Source organism: Herbaspirillum sp. SJZ107 (genome assembly GCF_006715485.1).
Lineage (GTDB): Bacteria > Pseudomonadota > Gammaproteobacteria > Burkholderiales > Burkholderiaceae_D > Telluria.
In genome coordinates this window covers 729,408-750,255 of the sequence record NZ_VFNH01000002.1, presented here as the reverse complement: position 1 = coordinate 750,255, position 20,848 = coordinate 729,408, and the positions used below count along the sequence as shown (strand labels likewise).

The window sequence follows — 20,848 nt, the reverse complement described above, 5'->3', positions numbered from 1 at the left end:
TTACCAGCGGCAGGTCAGGCGCAGGGTCTCGCCCTCGCGTGCGACCACGCGTCCCGGGGCGGTATCGTGGCAGCGGTAGACCACGCGCAGGCGTTTCGGGATACCGCCTGCCGGATCGCCGCACAGCCCGTTGTCGACCTGGATCGCGCCGCGGTTGCGCACGACGTCGCGCTGGACTGCGCGGCGCGCGTCGCACATGCGGCCGCGCGCGCCATATTCGGCTTCCAGGATGCGTACGCGGTCCCAGCGCGGGCCGCGCGGGCCGCCGCGGTCACCACGGTCGTATTGGGCGTCGCGCTGGCCCGCTTCGTAGCCGGCGTCGAAACCACGGCGCGCTTCCTGGCTTTGGGCAAACGAGGAAGTGGCTGCAGCAGTCAGGGCCAGGGCGGCTGCGATACGCATGAGGGTTGGCTTGGCGAATTTCATGATGTTTTCCTTCTCTATATCGATGGCAAATGCTACCGCGCAACTTTGAGTGCGCTCTGTACGGACGTTCACAGTGTGCCGCCAAGTGCCCCAGAAAGCTGTTCACGGGCCTGTAAGAGACGTTTCAAGGTGTTAAATCAAAATACCGGCCACGTCGGCTCGGCCGGATTGCGCCACGAGCGCGGGGACCTTGCAGGCCGCTGGCAGGCGCTCGCCTTTGTCGAAAGCGCACCGGCGCCCTGCCGGCGCTGGCCGGCGCCCAGTCGTCGGTGCGCGGCTGGCTGAGCGCCGGCAAGGCCTTCTGAGGACTGCTGCCGTTCAGCTGTCCAGGTGCGAGATCAGCAGGCGGCGGCGCTCGCTGTCGCCCTCGCCCGCCGCTTCTCCCTGCGGCCCCAGCGAAATCCCCACCGCCATGATGTCGATGAGCAGCAGCTGCAGGATGCGCGAAATCATCGACAGGAAGGTCGTCGAATCCTCGGCGTGGTCGACCGCCAGGCAGATGCTGGCCTTGCGCGCCAGTGCCGACTTGCTGCTGGTGATGGCGATGACGTCGGCGCCGGCGGCGCGCGCGGTGTCGACCGCGCCCAGGAGCTCGGGCAGCTGGCCGGCGGTCGAGATCGCGATCACGACATCGCCGGGGCCGAGCAGCTCGGCCGCCATCGAGAACAGGTGCGAGTCGCCGTAGGAGCTGGTCGGGATGCGGAAGCGGAAGAACTTGTGCTGGCCGTCGAGCGCCACCACGCGTGAATTGCCCATCGCGTAGAACTCGATGCGTTTTGCCTTGCGCAGGATCTCGATGGCGCGGTCGATCGAGTGCACGTCGAGCTGGTCGCGGAATTTCAGGATCGCCGACACCGTGTTGTCGATGACCTTGGCCGACAAATCGTGGGTGCTGTCGGTCATGCGCACCTGGCTGTGGCGCACCGGGATGGTGCCGGTCAGGCTGCCCGCGAATTTCAACTTGAAGTCGGCCAGGCCGGTAAAGCCGAGCGAGCGGCAGAAGCGGATCACGGTCGGCTGGCTGACGTCGGCCAGCTTCGCGATCTCGGCGATCGGCTCGGACAATACCTTGCGCGGATGCTCGATGACCAGGCTGGCGACGCGCTGTTCGGCCGGCGACAGTTCGTGCTGCAGGTTCTGCACGCGCTCCATCAGGGTGTTGGCGCCGCTGCGGTTGCGCAGGTGCTCGGACAGGATCGCCGACACCCCGTTCAGCGCCGGATTCGGCGTCATGATCACGTAGGTCGGGATCTGGGCCACGTAGTCGGTGAAGCGGCCCTTGGCTTCGAAGCGCGCGCGGAACGGCGACGTCTTGAACCATTCGCCCATGCGCGGCACGATGCCGCCGCCGATGAAGATGCCCCCGAAAGCGCCGAGCGTGACGCCGAGGTTGGCCGCCGCGCCGCCCAGCATGCCCGAGAAGCATTCCAGCACCTCCAGGCACAGCGGGTCATGCTGGTCGAGCGCGCCGCTGATGATCTCGGCCGAGCTGCGTATCTTCACGCTGACGCCATTGCGCTGCGCCAGCGCGCGGTAGATGATTTCCATGCCGGGGCCGGAAATCAGGCGCTCGTTCGAGACGTGGCGCCATTCGCGCCAGGCGTACTGCAGGATCGCGAACTCGCGCTCGTCGCTCGGCGCGAAGTTGACGTGGCCGCCCTCGCTGCCGAGGGTGACGAAGCCGTCCACGGTCGGGATCACGCCCGACACGCCCAGGCCGGTACCGGGGCCGAGCACGCCGGCCACCGCGTTCGCCTGCGGCTTGCCGCCGCCTACCTGCATCAGGTCTTCCGGCCGGAAGCCTGGCAAGGCCATCGCCAATGCCGTGAAGTCGTTCACGATCAGAAGCGTGTTCAGGCCGAGCGTGCGCCTTACCTCGTCGGTGGAGAACTGCCAGTCGCGGTTGGTCATGCGGATGAAATCGCCGCTGATCGGATTGGCCAGCGCGAATGCGGCGTGGCTGATGCGGCCGGCATTAGCCTGCGCCAGGTAAGCCTGCAGCAGCGGTTCGATGCCCGGGTAGTCGTCGCACAGCAGCACCGCCACGTCGCGCAGCGCGCCCGGCGCGGTTTCCAGCGCAAAGCGCGCATGGGTCGCGCCGATGTCGGCCAGGAGGCGCGGGCCGTCGCTGTAGGCGGCGCGCGGGTGTTTGGGTTCGGATGTTGGTTCGCTGGCGGGCTGGTGCTGGGGCTGGGCCTGGGTCGTCATGATGTCTCGATTGGGTAGAATTTCCCTTATTGCACCAAGGATACCATTGATTGAATTGCATTCTTTAAATGTCCCCTGCGACACAAATTGAACAAGCAAATTATCATTGCAGTAACAATCGGTTCACCTTGTGGATCGACTCACCAATTTACTGGCAAGGCGGCACTATGACTATTCATCCAGAAAGAATCCCGACCGGGATCCCGGAGTTCGACGCGGTCTTGCATGGCGGCCTGGTACCGCGCCGCATCCACCTGGTCGAAGGACGGCCGGGTACCGGCAAGACGACGCTCGGCCTGCGTTACCTGCTCGAAGGTGCAAGAATGGGCACGGCCGGGCTGTACCTGAGCCTTTCGGAAGGCGAAGACGAACTGCGCGAAACCGCGGACAACCATGGCTGGTCGCTCGACGGCATCGACATCGTGGAAATGATCCCCCTGCCCGAGGAGACGTCGCCGCAGACCATCCTGCTGCCGACCGACACCGAGCTCGTCAGTCTGGTGAACCGCATCGCCGACTGTGTCGCCCAGGCCGGCGCGGTGCGCGTCGTGATCGATTCGATGGTCGAGATCCGCCTGCTGGCGCGCGACAGTGCCCACTACCGGCGCCAGATCATCGCCCTGCGCCAGCGCCTGACCAAGATCGGGGCCACCGTGCTGCTGCTCGACGATATCACTGCGGATGGCCGCGAATACGAGCTGCAGAGCGCGGTGCACAGCGTCGTTTCGCTGGAGTACATCGAGCGCAGCTTCGGGGCTGCACGGCGCCGCCTGCACATCGTCAAGATGCGCGGCGGTAGTTTTCAAACCGGATGGCACGACTACTCGATCGTGACCGGCGAGATCCTGGTTTTCCCCAGCCTCATTGCGCAAGAACATCATCGCCCCCCTGAAGAGTTCACCATACCGAGTGGCGTCGAGGCCTTCGACACCTTGTTCGGCGGGCCGTTGACGGCCAGCAGTTCGACCATGATATTGGGTCCTTCCGGCACCGGAAAATCCACGCTCGCCTTGCAGTACGCATCGTCCGCCCTGAAAACCGGGCACAAGGTCGCCTATTTCAACTTCGACGAGTCGGAGACGACGCTGCGTTCGCGCATGGTGGCAGGCATGCCGGCAGGCGAAGCGAAACAGGGCGATACCGGCAGCCAGGAGCCGGATGCGGACACCGGCGCTCACCGCTTCTTCCTGCGCCGCGTCAACCCCTCGCGCATTTCGCCGGGCGAATTCATCTGGAACGTACGGCGCCTGGTCGAAGACAAGGACGTGAAACTGGTCATCATCGACAGCATCAATTCCTATCTGGACGTGATCAGGGAAGAAAAATCGCTGCTGCTCCAGATGAATGAACTGTTTTCCTACCTGAACAACATGAATGTGACGGCGATCGTGGTTGGCGCCCATTCGGCGCAACTGGATACGTCGAAGGAACCGGACGCGCTCAGCATTATTACGGACAACATCATTTCCATGCGCTACTATGAAAGGGATAACACCGTGTACAAGGCGGTGTGCGTGCTCAAGAAGCGCCAGGGGCCGCATGCGCATGACATCCACGCGCTCGAACTGACCGATGCGGGCATCCGCATCGGCGAACGTATCCGGGGAAATGATGACGAGTTCGGAGCGGGCCCTCTCGATGCCTGAGCCGCGCCAGGCGCTGGTAGTGTTTGCCCCGGTTGCGGGCGACGCCGGCACCCTGCGTGCGCTCATCGAGTCCGAAGGCGTGCAGGCCTGCGTGTGCGCCGATGCGGCGGCGTTCTACGCGGCGGCGGACGACAGCGCCCTGGCCCTCGTCATTACCGAGGAGGGGCTGGCGCGTTGCTCCCTGCAGGACCTGAGCGCAAGACTGGGCCATCAGCCGGCGTGGTCCGACCTGCCGATCGTGGTGCTGGCCAGCGACGAGAGCCGCGAGATCGACACCGACCGCTACACCCGGCTGGCAGGCATCGGCAATGTGATCCTGCTGACGCGCCCCACCACCCGCCTGGCATTGACCATGGCCCTGCGTTCGGCCCTGCGTACGCGCCGCCTGCAATTCGCGGTGCGCGACCAGCTGGACGAATTGTCGACACATGCGGGCCGGCTGGAGTCGACCGTCGAGGAACGCACGCGCCTGCTGCAACACGAAGTGCAGGAGCGCCACCGGGCCGAACAGTCGCTGGCCGAGGCGCGCCGCCTGGAATCGCTGGGCCAGCTGACCGGCGGCATCGCCCATGACTTCAACAATATCCTGCAAGTGGTGGCAGGCAGCGAAATCCTGCTGCGCATGCTGCTGGCGAAGACCGACGATCCGCGCGTGACGCGCGCACTCGACGCCATCCGCCGCTCGGCCGGACATGGCGCTTCGCTGACCCAGCAGTTGCTGGCCTATGCGCGCCGCCAGCCGCTGGCCAGCGTCGCCATCGACATGCGCATCCACCTGCGCGCGACCTCCGAGATGATCCTGCGCACCCTGGGGCCGGACGTGCGCTTTCACATGGAACTGGCATCGTCGCTGTGGGCAGTGCTGGCCGATCCGGCGCAGCTCGACGCGGCGCTGCTGAACATCGCCGGCAACGCGCGCGACGCCATGCCCGATGGCGGCGCCCTGACCCTGCAGGTGCGTAACTGGGTATTGCCCGATCCGGCACTGCCGCAAGGGGACCGCCTCAGCGGCGACTTCGTCGGGGTGTTCATGACGGATGAAGGCGAAGGGATGTCCGAAGCCACCGCGCAGCAGGCGTTCGAACCCTTCTTCACGACCAAGCCGATCGGCAAGGGCACCGGGCTCGGCCTGTCCCAGGTGTACGGATTCGCCATCCAGAGCCATGGCCTGGCCTTCATCCGGCACGAGGCGGTCGGCACCACGATCGGCATCCTGCTGCCGCGCAGCCGGGAGCAGGCACAGGCAGCGCCCGTCGATCCGTCCACACTGCGTGCCGGCGGCCTGGCGGGGCTGCGCGTGCTGTACGTCGAGGACGACCCCGCGGTCGCCGACGCCACGGTCGGCCTGCTGCAGTCGCTGAAGGCCGGCGTGCGCGTGGTCGACAGCGCCGATGCGGCGATCCGGGAAGACTTACGGGACATCGACCTCGTGTTTTCCGACGTCATGATGCCCGGCACGATGGACGGCATCGACCTGGCGCGCTGGCTGGCCGAGCGCCATCCGGCGCTGCCGGTGGTACTGACCAGCGGCTACATGCTGTCGCCGGAACGGCTGCAGGCGCTCGACGTGCAGTTCGTGCGCAAGCCGTTCACGGCCGGCGACCTCAACGATGCCTTCGTCAAGGCCTTGCGCAAGAACGACGCCGGCAGTCCGCGGCAGCGCCGCTAGCCGGCCGGCGCCGTGGCGCGGGTTTCACTTGGCCGCGAGACCCTTCAGCAGCGCCGCATGAAACGCCGCCGGATCCTGCATCTGCGGGGCATGTCCCATGTTGCCGAATTCGACCAGCGTCGCATGGGGAATCGCCCTGGCCGCACGCTTGCCCAGTTCCGCGTAATTGCCCAGCTTGGGACGCAGCTCGGCCGGGGCGGCATCCTTGCCGATGGCGGTGGTGTCCCTGGTCCCGATCAGCAGCAGCACCGGCATTTTCAGTAACGGGAATTCGTACACCACCGGCTGGGTGTAGATCATGTCGTACAGCAGGGCCGAATTCCAGGCCACGATCTGCTTGCCGGCGCCGCGGTACATCCCGGCCAGCATCTGCACCCAGGGCTCGTACTCGGGCTTCCATTGATTGACGTAATAGGTCGATTTTTCGTAGTTGCGGATCTTGTCGGCGCTCTGCCCCTGCTCGCGCTCGTACCACTTGTCGACGCCGAGCGAAGGCACGCCGAGCGCCTTCCAGTCTTCCAGCCCGATCGGGTTGGCCAGCACCAGCTGCTCGGTCTGCTCGGGATACAGCAGCCCGTAGCGTACCGCCAGCATGCCGCCGGTGGAGTGGCCCATGATGGTGGCCTGCTTCACGCCGATCGATTCCAGCAGACCGCGGGTGTTGGCCGCCAGCTGCTGGAAGCTGTATTGATAGTGTTCCGGCTTGCTCGACTTGCAGAAGCCGATCTGGTCCGGCGCCACCACGCGGTAGCCGGCCCTGGTGAGCGCGTCGATCGATCCTTCCCAGGTCGCGGCGCAGAAGTTCTTGCCGTGCAGGAGGACGACGGTGCGGCCGTTCGGCTTGGCCGGCTTGACGTCCATGTAGGCCATGTGCAGCTGCACGCCCTGCGAGGTGAAGCGGTATTGCTGCACCGGGTGCGGGTAGTCGAAGCCTTCCAGTTCGGGGCCGTAGGCGGGTTCGGCGGCGGGCGCGGCAGCATGGGCGCCGCACACGGCGACGGTGAGGAGTGCGCCGAACAGTGCGGACAATCGTGCTGGTGCAGGCATGGGGCTTCCTTGTTGGATGGCGATGCCTGAAAGTCTAGCCGATCTGCTGTTTTAGCGTCGTCCCACGCAGGCGGGGACGACGTGGACAGGCATCAGTCCTGGGAAATCAGGGCTACCGGCGCAAGCGCATTGAATTGCACCTTGCCGTTTGCAACCACCGCGCTCTTGCCCGAATACGCATCGCGCACGGTCTGGCCGTCGTTGAACACGCCCGCCACCGAAATCGGCAGGTCGCGGTCCAGCGGCAGGTTCAGCGCGATCACGACGCGGTCGCGCACGCCGTTCTTGTCGTAGGTGCGCTTGAAGGTGTACGGCATCGAGGCGATCATCTGGTGCACGCCGGCGCCGACCGCCGGGTGGGCATGGCGGAAGCGGCCCAGTCGCGCCCAGTGCGCCTGCACGTCGGCCACGCCGTACAGACCGACACGCGCATTCGACTTCAGCTGGTCCCAGTTCATGAAGGAGCGCAGGTTGGCGTCGCCCTGCGCACCCTCGATCTTGAGCACGCGCGCGGTTTCGTCGCCGTAGTAGATCTGCGCCGCGCCCGGCGCCAGCAGCAGCTTGTTGGCGGCTTCCAGCGGATACTGGCGCATGGCGTCGAAGGGATTGCCGTCGTCGTGCGAGTCGAGGTAGTTGAGGACGGACACGCCTTTCAAGGGGCCGTTGAGCATGGCGGAATACCCCGAGAACAGCTGCTCGTAGCCCTTGGCCGCATCGCCCGCCATGCTGAAGTTGATCATGCTGTCGAAACCGTTGGCGAAGTAATCGACTTTGGTGCCGTCGTCGTAGGCGAATTCTCGGCCGGACTTGACCGAATAGCCGTACACCTCGGCCGTCATGAAGAACGGCAGGTCGCCGGCCACCTTCTTGGCCGGATTGGCGCGCTTCCAGTCCTCGTAGGCGGCGCTGGCGACGGTCTTGAGGTCTTTCCACACGCCCGGCTCGGTGTGCTTGACGGTGTCGGCGCGGAAGCCGTCGAAGCCGTACTTGCGGACCCAGTCGGCATGCCACTTCATCAGGTAGTAGCGCGGCGCGCGCGGGTAGCCGGTGCGCTTGAAGAAGTCGTCCAGCTCCTTCACCTCGCGCTCGTAGCGCCCTTCCCGCTTCCACTTGGCCACCAGTCCCGGGGGCAGCTCGACCTTCGCGTTGCTGTCGGTGCGGATGTCGGGCAGGTTCTTCACCAGCGTGCACTCGATGGTGGTGCGCATGGTCTTGAAGCCGCATACGGGTCCGGTACGCACCCAGTCGGCCGGCCAGGCCGGGTCTTGCGCCGTCACCGGACCGGTATGGTTCATCACCACGTCCAGCAGCACGCGGATGCCGCGCGCGTGGGCGGCATCGACCAGCTCGTGCAGGTCCTGCTCGGTGCCGAGGTTGGCGTCGACCGCGGTGAAGTCGCTGGCCCAGTAGCCGTGGAAACCGTAGGACTTGCCGGTGCCTTCGTCGGTGGCGCCGTGGATCTGCTCCACCGGCGGGGTGATCCAGATCGCATCCACGCCCAGGTCCGTGAAATAACCCTCCTTGATCTTCGCCGTGACGCCGGCCAGGTCACCGCCCATGTAGCCGCGCGCGGTGGCGGCGTCAGCCTTGCGTCCGTAGGCGAGATCGTTGGCCGGGTTGCCGTTGTTGAAGCGGTCCGTCAGCAGGAAGTAGACGGTCGCGTTTTCCCAGGTGAAGGGTCGGGCCGCGCTCGGCTTGCCTTGGGCTGCCGGGGCCGGGGTGGCGGCCGAGGCGGTGCCTAGGGCGAGCATCAGGGAAACGGCAAGAGCGGAGAGTTTCATTCAGGGTCCTGTCTTAGTTAGCATAAACCCGTCGCCCCTGCCTGCACAGGGGCGACGGCGGTAAATCACGTGACAACGGTAGGCTGCTCGCGCCCGGTACGCTGCTTGAGTCCCGACACCTGCCCGGCAATCGCGATCAGCGGCGCCAGCGCTTCCTGGGTGTCGAGCTGGTGGCGTGCCGGGTCGGCTTCGTAGCGCTCGAGGTAGAGGCGCACGGTCGCGCCCTCGGTGCCGGTGCCCGACAGGCGGAACACGATGCGCGAGCCATCGGTCATGATGATGCGCACGCCCTGGCGCGTCGCGACCGACTTGTCGATCGGGTCGGTGTAGACGAAGTCGTCGGCCTGCTGCACGCGGAATTCGCCCAGCGTCTGGCCGGCCAGGCCTTCCAGCTGGCCGCGCAGCGCCACCATCATGGCGTCGGCGGCGCCGGCATCGACCGCCTCGTAGTCGTGGCGCGAATAATAGTTGCGGCCGAAGCGCGCCCAGTGTTCTTCCACCAGCTGGTTCACCGACTTGCCGGTCACGGCCACCAGGTTCAGCCAGAACAGCACGGCCCACAGGCCATCCTTTTCGCGGATGTGGTCGGAACCGGTGCCGTAGCTCTCTTCGCCGCACAGCGTGGCCAGGCCGGCGTCGAGCAGGTTGCCGAAGTACTTCCAGCCGGTCGGGGTCTCGAAGCAGGAGATGCCGAGCGCCTCGGCCACGCGGTCGGCCGCCTGCGAGGTCGGCATCGAACGCGCGATGCCCTTGATGCCGGCGCGGTAGCCCGGCGCCAGCGTCGCGTTGGCGGCGATGATGGCCAGGCTGTCCGACGGCGACACCGCCAGGTTGCGGCCGACGATCATGTTGCGGTCGCCGTCGCCGTCCGAGGCGGCGCCGAATTCGGGCGCGTCCGGACCGTTCATCAGCGCCACCAGTTCGGCGGCGTTGACCGGGTTCGGGTCCGGGTGGTGGCCGCCGAAGTCCTCGAGCGGTTCGTCGTTGACGACGGTGCCGGCCGGTGCGCCCAGGATGCCTTCGATGATCGCCTTGGCGTACGGGCCGGAGACGGCGCTCATGCCGTCGAAGCGCATCGTGAAGCCGCGCCCGAACAGGGCGCGGATGGCATCGAAGTCGAACAGGCGGCCCATCAGCTCGGCGTAGTCGGCGACCGAATCGATCACCTCGACCTGCATCGCTTCCAGCCGGGTGGTGCCGAGCTGGTCGAGATCGACCGGGCCGGCGTCGCTGATCAGATATTGGCTCAGGGACTGGGTATGGGCGAAGATCGCTTCGGTGATCTTTTCCGGGGCCGGGCCGCCGTTCTCGATGTTGTACTTGATGCCGAAGTCGCCGTCCGGGCCGCCCGGGTTGTGGCTGGCGGAGAGCACGATGCCGCCGTAGGCGCCGTGCTTGCGGATCACGCAGCTGACGGCCGGCGTCGACAGGATGCCGCCGCGGCCGACCAGCACCCTGGCCACGCCGTGGGCGGCGGCCATGCGCAGGATGGTCTGGATCGCCTCGCGGTTGAAGAAGCGGCCATCGCCGCCGAGCACCAGGGTACGGCCGCTGCAGTCGCCCAGGGTCAGGAAAATCGCCTCGACGAAGTTTTCGAGATAGCCGGGCTGCTGGAACTCGGTCACCTTCTTGCGCAGGCCCGAGGTGCCTGGACGCTGTCCGGCGAAGGGTTGGGTGGCTACCGTTTGAATCGTCATGTTGCGCTCCTGTTGATGCATGGGTTTGTTGTCAAACCATTACAATACGACAGGAACGCAAAACACGTCGCAATTATCGCGTGGCCTGCTTGGCGTTATCGGTGACGAACAGCGTCAATACCGCCGCCAGCACCATGCAGGCACCGCCCAGCACCAGCGTGAGGATCGCATGGCCGCCGAACAGGTGCTTGGTGAAGAAGCCGAGCAGCAGGCCGCTGACGATCTGCGGGATCACGACGAAGAAGTTGAACAGGCCCATGTAGTAACCCATGCGGCTGGCCGGCAGCGCACCGGCCAGGATCGCGTACGGCATGGTCAGGATGCTGGCCCAGGCCAGGCCGACGCCGATCATCGGCAGCATCAGCATCGTGATGTCGATGCCGAACACGTGCGCCAGCACCTGGCGGTCGTGGATGAAGAACAGGCTGGCGAGCGACAGGCCGCCGATCGCCAGGCAAACCGCGTGGCAGGCCTTGCGGCTGGTGGCGCGCGCCAGCACCGGCAGCACGAAGGCGGCCAGCGCAGAGATGCCGTTGTAGACCGCGAACATGACGCCGACATAGTTGGCGGCTTCCTGGTAGGCGCTCGATTGCGCATCGGTGGTGCCGTAGACGCTGTCGGCGATCGCGGTGCCGGTATAGATCCACAGCGAGAACAGGGCGATCCAGGTGAAGAACTGGACGAAGGCCAGCTGCACCATGGTTTTCGGCATCTGGGCAAAGCCGCCGACGATCTCGCGCAGGGCCACGCCGAAACCACGCGATGCGCGGCGCTGGGCCTGGAAGCGCTCCATGTCCGGCGGCGGCAGTTCGGTGGCGGTGAACACGGTCCAGCTGACGGCCACCAGGAACACCAGGCCGCCCAGGTAGAACGAGTAGCGCACCGTGTCGGGAATCGCGCCGGCCACCGGCGTGTTCGAGACGTGCATCACCTCGGAGAAGAAGGTCGGCAGCAGCGACGCGATCACCGCGCCACAGCCGATGAAGAAGGTCTGCATCGCGAAGCCGGCGGTCTGCTGCGACGGATCGAGCTTGTCGCCGACAAAGGCGCGGAAGGGCTCCATCGACACGTTGATCGCCGCATCCAGCATCCACAGTACGGCCACTGCCATCCAGACGGCGGCGGAATTCGGCATCAGGAACAGCGCGATGGTGGCGAAGATCGCACCGAGGAAGAAGAAGGGACGGCGGCGGCCCCAGGTCGGGTGCCAGGTGTTGTCGCTGAGGTAGCCGATGATCGGCTGCACCAGCAGACCGGTGACCGGTGCGGCCAGCCAGTACAGGGACAGGTCGTCCATGTTGGCGCCGAGGGTGGCAAAGATGCGGCTGGTGTTGGCGTTCTGCAGTGCGAAGCCGAACTGGATGCCGAAGAAGCCGAAGCTCATGTTCCACAGCTGCCAGAACGACAGGCGCGGCTTGAGCGAGTGAAGTTGCATGTCCATCTTTGTCCCCTGATGGTGCCCGGACGTACGCCAGACTACCTGATGTAGCAAAATAACATGGGGATTGATGAGTGTCAATTCATACAACACCGGGCGGAAGATGGAATTTTGTAGTCAAACAACAGAACCATCAACGCAGGTGGGCGCCACGCTCCCACCCCACGCTACCAGCAACGCAACGTGGTCGTATCAACCTTTGCGATGCGGCTTCTTGTCGGCAAACTTGCGCTTGGCGGCCGGCTTCTTTTCCGGCGGTTCCTCGCCGTCGCGCGTGATGCCGAGCTGCTGCCCCGCCACCCACACCTTCTTCAGGTGGTCGACCAGGTCCTGCGGCAGGTCGGCCGGCATGTCCAGCGTACTGAAGTCGTCGTAGATCTCGATGCGGCCGATTTCCTTGGACGCGATGCCGCCTTCGTTGGCGATGGCGCCGACGATGTTGCCCGGCTTGACGCCGTGCGCGTGGCCGACTTCGATGCGGTAGGTGGCCATGCCCGGCTCCGGCGCGCGCGCCACGCGTTCCTTTTTGAAGCCTTCACGCGGTGCGAAGCCTTCGCGGGCGCCGCGTGCCGGGCGCTCCTCGCGCTCGCGGAACTCGCGCGGCTCACGCTCGCGGAACTCACGTGGCTCACGCTCGCGCCACTCGGCAGCCGGCTTCGGCTCGCGGTCCGGCTTTTCGATCAGCAGCGGCTCGTCGCCGCGGTACAGCCTGGCCAGCGCGGCGGCGATGTCGATCGCCGGCACGTTCTGGTCGCGCTCGTATTCTTCGATCAGCGAACGGAACACCTCCAGGCCGCCGGCGGCCAGGGTCTCGCCGATCTGGTCCTTGAAGCGGGCGATGCGCACGTCGTTGACGGCCTTGACGGTCGGCAGCTTCAGTTCGGCCACCGGCTGGCGCGTGGCGCGCTCGATCGACTTCAGCAGGCCGCGTTCGCGCGGCGTGATGAACAGGATCGCCTGGCCGCTGCGGCCGGCGCGGCCGGTGCGGCCGATGCGGTGGGTATAGCTTTCCGGGTCCGACGGCACGTCGTAGTTGATCACGTGGCTGATGCGCTCCACGTCCAGGCCGCGGGCGGCGACGTCGGTGGCGACCAGGATGTCGATCTTGCCGTTCTTGAGCTGGTCGATGGTGCGCTCGCGCTGCTGCTGGGCCAGGTCGCCGTTGATGGCGGCGGCCAGGAAACCGCGCGCCTGCAGCTTGCTGGCCAGTTCTTCGGTACCGAGCTTGGTGCGCGCGAAGATGATCATGCCGTCGAAGGGCTCGGCTTCCAGGATGCGCGTGAGTGCCTCGATCTTTTGCAGGCCGGCCACCAGCCAGTAGCGCTGGGTGATGTTTTCGGCGGTGCCGGTCTTGGCGGCCACCGTCACTTCCTGCGGCTCGCGCAGGTAGGTCTTGGCGATGCGCTTGATCGCCGGCGGCATGGTCGCCGAGAATAGCGTGGTCTGGCGCGTGGCCGGGGTCTGCTGCAGGATCTGTTCGACGTCGTCGATGAAGCCCATGCGCAGCATCTCGTCGGCTTCGTCGAGGATCAGGGTCTTCAGCTGCGACAGGTCGAGCGAACCCTTTTCGATGTGGTCGATCACGCGGCCCGGGGTGCCGACCACCACGTGCACGCCGCGGCGCAGCGCCGCCAGCTGCGGGCCGTAGGCCTGGCCGCCGTAGATCGGCAGCACGTGGAAGCCCTTGATGTGGGCTGCATAGCTCTGGAAGGCTTCGGCCACCTGGATCGCCAGTTCGCGCGTGGGCGCCAGCACCAGCGCCTGCGGCGCGGTGAGCTTGGTGTCGATCTGGGCCAGCACCGGCAGCGCGAAGGCGGCGGTCTTGCCGGTGCCGGTCTGCGCCTGCCCCAGCACGTCGCGGCCTTCCATCAGCAGCGGAATGGTGGCCGCCTGGATCGGCGATGGCGTTTCGTAGCCGACGTCCTTGAGCGCCTTGAGGATGGGCGCGGGAATATTCAGGTCGGCAAACGTCTGGAGCGGGGTTTCAAGCATGAAAGAAAATCTCTTAAAAAATCTGGGCAATCCTATAGTTTACTCGTTCAAGGGCTGGACGCTGTGATTATTTGAGATAAATGCCTGTTATTTAACGGTTTGCTGTGGCAATTGCCCTGATGAATTCCTTATGTGAAGGCATCACATCGACGCACTTGCCGACCACGCGCTCGATATTGCCGAGAAAATCGGCCAGTTCCTTGTCGCTCAACAGGTCCACCAGCGGGTTGTAGCCTGCGGCCTGGACGCCCTGCCCGTGCAGCACCTGCTGCCAGCCGATCTCCGTGAACAGTTCGTTGTTTTCTCGCACCACCCGGCCGTGTGCCCCATATAAATCCAGCTTGCGCCGCAGCGTATCGGGAATGGCCATGGTGCGTACATGGTCCCAGAACGGCGTGTCGCTGCGCTCGGTCGCGTGGTAATGCAGGATGATGAAGTCGCGGATGCGCTCGACCTCGAAATCGCACTGGCGGTTGAACTCGTCGATGTCGGCCTGGTGGAAGCCGGCGTCCGGGAAAAAGCTGACCAGGCGCGAGATCGCCGACTGGATCAGGAAGATCGAGGTCGATTCCAGCGGCTCCAGGAAGCCCGACGACAGCCCGACCGCGACCACGTTCTTGTGCCATGCCTTCTTGCGCTTGCCGGCCGTGAAGCGCAGCAGCTTCGGTTCGGCCAGCGGCTTGCCGTCCAGGTTCTTCATCAGGATGGCGGCCGCTTCGTCGTCGCTCATGAAGCGGCTCGAAAATACGTGGCCGTTGCCGGTGCGGTGCTGCAGGCCGATGCGCCATTGCCAGCCGGCCGGGCGCGCGCTGGCGCGCGTGTACGGGAGCAGCTCGCCGCCCGATTCGCACGGCACCGCCCAGGCGCGGTCGCAGGGCAGCCAGTGGCTCCAGTCCTCGAAACCGGTGTTCAGCGCCTGCTCGATCAGCAGGCCGCGGAAGCCCGAGCAATCGAGGAACAAATCGCCCTCGACGACGCTGCCGTCTTCCAGCGCCAGCGACTCGATGAAGCCGTCGCGGGGTCCGCCATTCAGACGCTGGCGCACCTGCACGATCTTGCCTTCGGTGCGCACCACGCCGTGTTTCTCGGCGTAGCTGCGCAGGTAGCGCGCGTACAGGCCGGCATCGAGGTGGAAGGCGTAGACGATGTCGGCCAGCGGCGAATTCGCCATCTCGGGCGACGGCCGTATGAATTTGTTCGCATGCGCCGCCATGCGGTTGATCGAATAGCGCTCCAGGTCGGGCGCCTGGCCGGCCCGGTGGGCCTTCAGCCAGTACTGGAAGAAGTCGACCGTTTCGAGGTCCTGGCCGAACCGGCCGAAGCCGTGCATGTAGCGCTCGCCGATTTTGCCCCAGTCGGTGAATTCGATGCCGAGCTTGAAAGTGGCCTTCGTCTCGCGCATGAACTCGTCCTCGTTGATGCCGAGGACGTTGTTAAACAGGCGCATCATCGGAATCGTGGACTCGCCGACGCCGACGCTGGAAATGGCGTCCGACTCGACCAGGCAGATGGCGTACTTGTTCTTCAGGAGGCGCGACAGCGCTGCGGCTGCCATCCAGCCGGCGGTGCCGCCGCCGACGATCACGATGCGCTTGATGGGTGTGGGTATGCTCATCTGGACAGAATACAAAAAAACCTCCTGCACGGTACACCGGGCAGGAGGCTGTTGTCGACATTTACACCGTCGAATTACATTTTATAGTTCAGGCCAAACATCACGCTGCGGCCAAAGCGGCGATCTTCGATGATGTTGTCCTTGGTCTGGCGATAGCGAATGAAGTGCGAATCGTTCAGGTTGTTCATCTGCAGGAGGAAGGACAAGCCCTTCATCGGGCCACCTTGCAGCTCGTAACCGAACTGCAGGTCCACGACTTTGTCGCCGACGATGTAGGTCAGTTCACGGTCGCCGGTGTTGGTGGCGACTTCGCCGATGAAGTCCGAACGATAACGCTCTGCCACACGCGCCGAGAAACCGGCCTTCTCGTAATACAGCGCCAGGCTTGCGGTGCGCTTGGACAGGCCAGGCAGCTGCATGGTGCCCGAACCGCCATTGGCGATATTCGGCAGCGAAACCGAGCTGCTGTTCTGCGAACCGTTGACCACGATGCCGAAGCCGTCAAGGTAACGGGTCATCAGGTTGAACGGCAGCGATGCCGCCAGTTCGACACCTTTCAGGTTGCCGCCCGAGCCGTTCACCGGCGAGGTGTAGATACCGATGTTGGTCGGTGCCTGGAACGACGTCGGCAGCAGGCGCGGGGTGAAGTCGTAGGTCTGGCCGGCATCCACGATGTAGGTGTCCAGCTTGCGGTAGAACACCGCGGCGCTCACGTAGGCCTTGCTCTCCCAGTACTTTTCATACGAGAGGTCGATGCCCTTGGCGCGGTACGGCTTCAGTTCCGGATTGCCGCCGTTGCCGCTGAATTGCTGGCGGGTCTGGTCGTAGCCGAAGCTGCTCGATGCGCGCATCTGATTCAGGTTCGGACGGGCCATGATCTTCATGGCCGAAAAGCGCAGGGTCTGCTGGTTGCCCAGGTCGCCGATCAGGTTCAGGCTCGGCAGGAAGTCGTTATAGCTGACGCCATCCGTGAAAGTGCCGGTCTGGTTGATGACCGCGGTATTCTCGCGCGGCGCATCGATCGAGTATGCGGTCGACGACTGCTTGGTGTGCACCAGTTGCGCGCCCAGGGCACCACGTACCGGCATCGAGCCCAGGTGCGAATCGATGTTCAGCTTGGCGAATGCCGTGCTGACCTTTTCGCTGACGATCCAGTCCTTGTTGAAGATGTCCGGGTGCTGCTTGCCTTTCAGCGTGTACAGATTCAGGTTGGCAACCGGATCGAAGGTGATCACGTTGATGCCGGTGTCACCCGCCATGCCGGAACCGCTGCCGCTGGGGTACTGGGTGCTGGCGAACGGGCTGGTGGTGCCGGCGATCGACATCAGGTTCTCGGTGTACTCGCGGGTCTTCGAACGGCTCGAGAAATTCACGCCGGCAGTAAGCTTGTTGAAGATCGAGTTATCGAGATCGCGGGTGACATCGAAGCGCTGGGCACTGATCTTGTCATACACGTGCGGGAACTTGACGTAGCCAGCCTGGATGTCGGCGCCACCCCAGCCCTGCGGGTCGGTCAGGACGACCACTTTCGGATCGGCGTAATTCAGGCCGGTCGTGAAGGTACGGCTGCCGGCCGTGAAACCGACCGTATCCGGCGTGGTGCCGGTACCGTAGGTCTCGATATTGGTGCCCGCGCGTTCCGCCGAGTTGAACGACAGGTCGAGGCTTGCGGTCCAGTCCTGGTTGAGCTTCAGCTTGTTGTTCCAGCCGAACGATTTGGTGGTATCGCTCCAGACTTCGGCGTCGTTGCGCAGCACGGCATGCACATTGTTGAAGCTGCCCGAGGTGACAGTGTTGCCCGACAGCGTCGCATTGATCAGCTGGCCCGGCTTGTCATACGCATTGTTGGTCGCATCGGCCAGCGGCACCTGGATGCCGCGGTTGTTCGTGGCACGGTCGTACTTCGAGTAGAACAGGTCGATGGTGCTGCTGAATTCCTTGGTCGGGCGGAACTGCAGCACGCCCATGAAACCGTTGCGCTCTTGCGAGTAGACTTCGCTGAAGGCGTTGAAACCGGTGTACGGAATGTTGACGGTCTGGCCGTTATAGGTCGTGGTGCCGTTGCCCCAGGACTCGAAACGGCTGGTTTCGGCGCTCTTGCCCTGCAGGCGTGCGAAACCGAAGGCGATGCCGACGGTGCGGTTCGCGAACTGGTCGATGTAGGAGAACGTGAAGCGGTTGCCGTGGCCTTTGGTATCCATGCCCAGGCCGTTCTTTTCACGGCGGTAGTTGACCGCCATGGTGCGGCCCTTGAAGTCCAGCGGACGCACGGTCTGCAGGTCGACGGTGCCCGACAGGCCCTGGCCCACCAGGCCGGCATCCGGGGTCTTGTACACCACGACACCCGACAGCAGCTCGCCCGGGTACTGGTCGAATTCCACGCCGCGGCTGTCGCCGGTCGAGACTTGTTCGCGGCCATTCAACAGGCCGGTCGAGAAGTCCGAGGACAGGCCGCGGATCGAGATGACCGTGGCGTTGCCGTGGATGTCACGCTGGGCAGCCAGGCCCGGCAGGCGCGAGATCGATTCGGCGATCGACTGGTCCGGCAGCTTGCCGATGTCCTCGGCCGAAATCGCCTCGACGATGGAGTCGTTGTTCTTCTTGACCGAGATCGCCGCTTCGATACCGCGGCGAATACCGGTCACTTTCACGCTCTGGATGCCGATGTTGCCGTTGTTGGCGGTGGCGTCGCCGTTACTTTGCGCGACAGCCTGGCTGGTGCTCTGTTGTTCTTGTTCCTGTGCGAAGGCAGCCTGGGTTGCCAGTGCCATGAAAACGGCGCAGCCTGCTGCGACCGGACGGAGTTGGAATGCAACATTGCCCGGCACTTTGCGCGCCGAGCGCTTGTTTGCGAAAAGGTTCATTTGTCCCCTCGAATACATTTAGAACTACATTTTTTCCCGCAAACACCGGCCGGAAGCCAACAACACGGGATCCTCGAATAAACGTTTCTTAGACGTTCTGTCAACGATTCTGTACTAAAACTAGATGCACTGTCAACGAGACTTGCCTTTGACTACTTGGATGTAAATTTTTTACGTCAATTTCTCTAAAACAGGGGGTTTAACGTTGTATTCGAGCTACAAACGCCGGTATTTGTTATTGTAGTCGTACTACAACCCTGTTGATTTGCACCAACTTAACGCATAAATGCACTGAATTAGTGCAAAACTACGTAGTAGGTTTACGGAACGATCAAACGATTGATCAATATCCGTTGACTTTTGCTCCATGAGTGTTTGTAGCAAAACTAGCCCATAAATTTTGCGTGCGCGTTGTCGCTACCCCTGCCCTGTAGTATTCTCGCGGCAATAATAAGCAAACAGCATCTTTTTCTGAGGAAAACTAGTCCAGTGGGCCTGTAGTTTGGCTACTTGGCCTTGGGGTCGCTCAGCCCTTTCTATACTGGAGACATCAATGAACAAGACCCTTGCCCGCCTGCTCACGCCGCTGCTGGCGAGCGGCGCCTTGCTGGCTGCCGGCGCCGCCCATGCACAAGCACCGGCACAGGCGCCGGCCATCGACCACATGGATCCGCCGTTCTGGTGGGCCGGCATGCAGCACAAGGGCTTGCAGCTGATGGTCCACGGTCCCGCCATCGCCGCCCTGGAACCGACCCTGAGCTACCCGGGCGTGCGCATCGCCTCGGTCAGCCGGGTCGCCAGCAAGAATTACCTGTTCATCGACCTGCAGGTCGATGCTGATGCCAAACCGGGCAGCTTCGACATCGTGTTCAAGGGCGCCGACGGGCGCAGCACGACGTATGCCTACCGGCTGCTGGCACGCGAGCCGGGGTCAAGCCAGCGCAAGGGCTTCGATACCAAGGATGCGATCTACCAGATCATGCCGGACCGCTTCGCCAACGGCGACCCGAAAAACGACAGCGTCGCCGCCCTGCCCGACAAGCTCGACCGCAAGCTGGGACACGGCCGCCACGGCGGCGACATTCAGGGCATCATCGATCACCTCGACTACATCGAAGGCCTGGGCTTCACCCAGCTGTGGCCGACGCCCCTCGTCGAAAACGATATGAAGGCCGCCTCGTACCACGGCTACGCCGCCACCGACCTGTACAAGATCGACCCGCGCTACGGCAGCAACGAGGACTTCAGGCGCCTGTCCACCGAAGCGCGCAAGCACGGCATCGGCCTGATCCAGGACGTGGTGCTGTCGCACATCGGCCTGAATCACTGGTGGATGAAGGACTTGCCGACCCCGGACTGGATCAACCACCCCGGCACCTTCGTCGCGACCCGTCACGCCCACACCGCCGTGCACGATCCGTATGCGTCGAAGGAAGACGCCGACAACTTCACCACCGGCTGGTTCAGCCCCGGCATGCCGGACATGAACCAGACCAATCCCTACGTCGCCAACTACCTCATCCAGAACAATATCTGGTGGATCGAGTATGCCGGCCTCACCGGCCTGCGCATCGATACCTTCGGCTATTCCGACGGCGGCTTCCTGAGCGAGTACACGCGGCGCCTGATGCAGGAATACCCGCACCTGAACATGGTCGGCGAAGAATGGAGCAAGCTGCCGTCGCTGGTGTCGCACTGGCAGCGCGGCAAGGTCAACTTCAACGGCTACGTCAGCTCGATGCCGAGCCTGATGGACTTCCCGCTGACCGAAGCGATGCGCGACGCCCTGGCCAAGAAGGACCGTGGCGACGGCCGTGGCGGCAACATCTTCAACGACGTCTACGAGACCCTGTCGCAGGATTACCTGTACCCGGACCCGAAGCGCCTGGTGCTGTTCGAGGGTAACCACGACACCGCGCGCATCTTCAGCGTGGTGAACGAGGATTACGACCGCTATCGCATGGACATCGCCTTCGTGATGACCATGCCGCGCATCCCGCACTTCTACACCGGCGACGAACTGCTGATGACCAGTACTGTCGGGACACGCGACGACAACAGCTACCGCCACGACTTCCCGGGCGGCTGGGCCGGCGACAAGGTGAATGCCTTCACCGGCGCCGGCCTCACGGCGCGCCAGCGCACGGCCCAGGACTTCGTGCGCAAGCTGGTCACCTGGCGCAAGAACAGCCCGGTCATCCATGACGGCAAGCTGATGCAGTACGCGCCGGAAAACAATACCTGGGTCTACTTCCGCTACGACGAACAGGCACGCGGCGTGAAGAAGGTGATGGTGGCGATGAACGCGAACGCCAGGGAGATGGTGCTGCCGGCGGCGCGCTTCCACGAGATGCTGGGTGGCGTGGCATCCGGACGCGACGTATTGAGCGGCAAGACGTACACTCTCAAGGACGAGATCCGCCTGCCTGCCAAGTCGGTGCTGATCCTGGAACTCTGATCGATGC

General features: G+C 64.2%; 12 protein-coding genes. 3 read left to right on the top strand and 9 right to left on the bottom strand.

Annotated elements, in window-relative coordinates:
• A complete protein-coding gene (locus FBX97_RS12965; protein ID WP_141832218.1) occupies positions 1–426 on the bottom strand; it encodes a DUF3395 domain-containing protein in 426 nt (141 codons plus the stop codon).
• Positions 427–744: 318 nt separating this feature from the next.
• On the bottom strand, positions 745–2,634 hold the full coding sequence (locus tag FBX97_RS12960) for a glucokinase (RefSeq protein WP_141832216.1): 1,890 nt from the start codon (positions 2,632–2,634) through the stop codon (positions 745–747).
• Positions 2,635–2,702: 68 nt separating this feature from the next.
• On the opposite strand from FBX97_RS12960, the gene FBX97_RS12955 reads away from it, so the two are divergent.
• Positions 2,703–4,280 carry an ATPase domain-containing protein gene (locus FBX97_RS12955; RefSeq protein ID WP_141832214.1) on the top strand — a complete coding sequence of 526 codons (1,578 nt, stop codon included), beginning with the start codon at positions 2,703–2,705 and terminating at the stop codon, positions 4,278–4,280.
• The gene (locus FBX97_RS12950) at positions 4,273–5,949 is read left to right on the top strand and encodes a response regulator (RefSeq protein WP_185748576.1); all 1,677 of its coding nucleotides are present in this window, start codon (positions 4,273–4,275) and stop codon (positions 5,947–5,949) included. Before FBX97_RS12955 ends, FBX97_RS12950 begins: the two co-directional genes overlap by 8 nt.
• Positions 5,950–5,973: 24 nt before the next feature.
• On the opposite strand, the gene FBX97_RS12945 is transcribed toward FBX97_RS12950, so the two are convergent.
• The 7 genes from FBX97_RS12945 to FBX97_RS12915 all read right to left on the bottom strand — a co-directional run bounded on the left by FBX97_RS12945 (position 5,974) and on the right by FBX97_RS12915 (position 18,290).
• A complete protein-coding gene (locus FBX97_RS12945; RefSeq protein ID WP_141832210.1) occupies positions 5,974–6,996 on the bottom strand; it encodes an alpha/beta fold hydrolase in 1,023 nt (340 codons plus the stop codon).
• Positions 6,997–7,088: 92 nt separating this feature from the next.
• Entirely contained in the window at positions 7,089–8,777 is a 1,689-nt protein-coding gene (locus FBX97_RS12940) for an alpha-amylase family glycosyl hydrolase (protein ID WP_141832208.1), read from the bottom strand.
• Between the two features lie 65 nt (positions 8,778–8,842).
• Positions 8,843–10,474, bottom strand: a complete 1,632-nt coding sequence (locus tag FBX97_RS12935; RefSeq protein WP_141832206.1) for an alpha-D-glucose phosphate-specific phosphoglucomutase — start codon at positions 10,472–10,474, stop codon at positions 8,843–8,845.
• Between the two features lie 73 nt (positions 10,475–10,547).
• Positions 10,548–11,915, bottom strand: a complete 1,368-nt coding sequence (locus tag FBX97_RS12930; RefSeq protein ID WP_141832204.1) for an MFS transporter — start codon at positions 11,913–11,915, stop codon at positions 10,548–10,550.
• A 189-nt stretch (positions 11,916–12,104) separates the two neighbouring features.
• Entirely contained in the window at positions 12,105–13,904 is a 1,800-nt protein-coding gene (locus tag FBX97_RS12925; RefSeq protein WP_141832202.1) for a DEAD/DEAH box helicase, read from the bottom strand.
• A 91-nt stretch (positions 13,905–13,995) separates the two neighbouring features.
• On the bottom strand, positions 13,996–15,519 hold the full coding sequence (locus FBX97_RS12920; RefSeq protein ID WP_141832199.1) for a tryptophan halogenase family protein: 1,524 nt from the start codon (positions 15,517–15,519) through the stop codon (positions 13,996–13,998).
• A 74-nt stretch (positions 15,520–15,593) separates the two neighbouring features.
• Positions 15,594–18,290: a TonB-dependent receptor gene (locus FBX97_RS12915; RefSeq protein ID WP_185748575.1), complete on the bottom strand. Its 2,697-nt coding sequence runs from the start codon at positions 18,288–18,290 to the stop codon at positions 15,594–15,596.
• 646 nt (positions 18,291–18,936) lie between these two features.
• Here FBX97_RS12915 and FBX97_RS12910 point away from each other — a divergent pair.
• Positions 18,937–20,841 (top strand): glycoside hydrolase family 13 protein, encoded by a 1,905-nt coding sequence (locus FBX97_RS12910; protein WP_141832195.1) that lies wholly within the window; start codon positions 18,937–18,939, stop codon positions 20,839–20,841.
• The last annotated feature ends 7 nt before the right edge of the window (positions 20,842–20,848 follow it).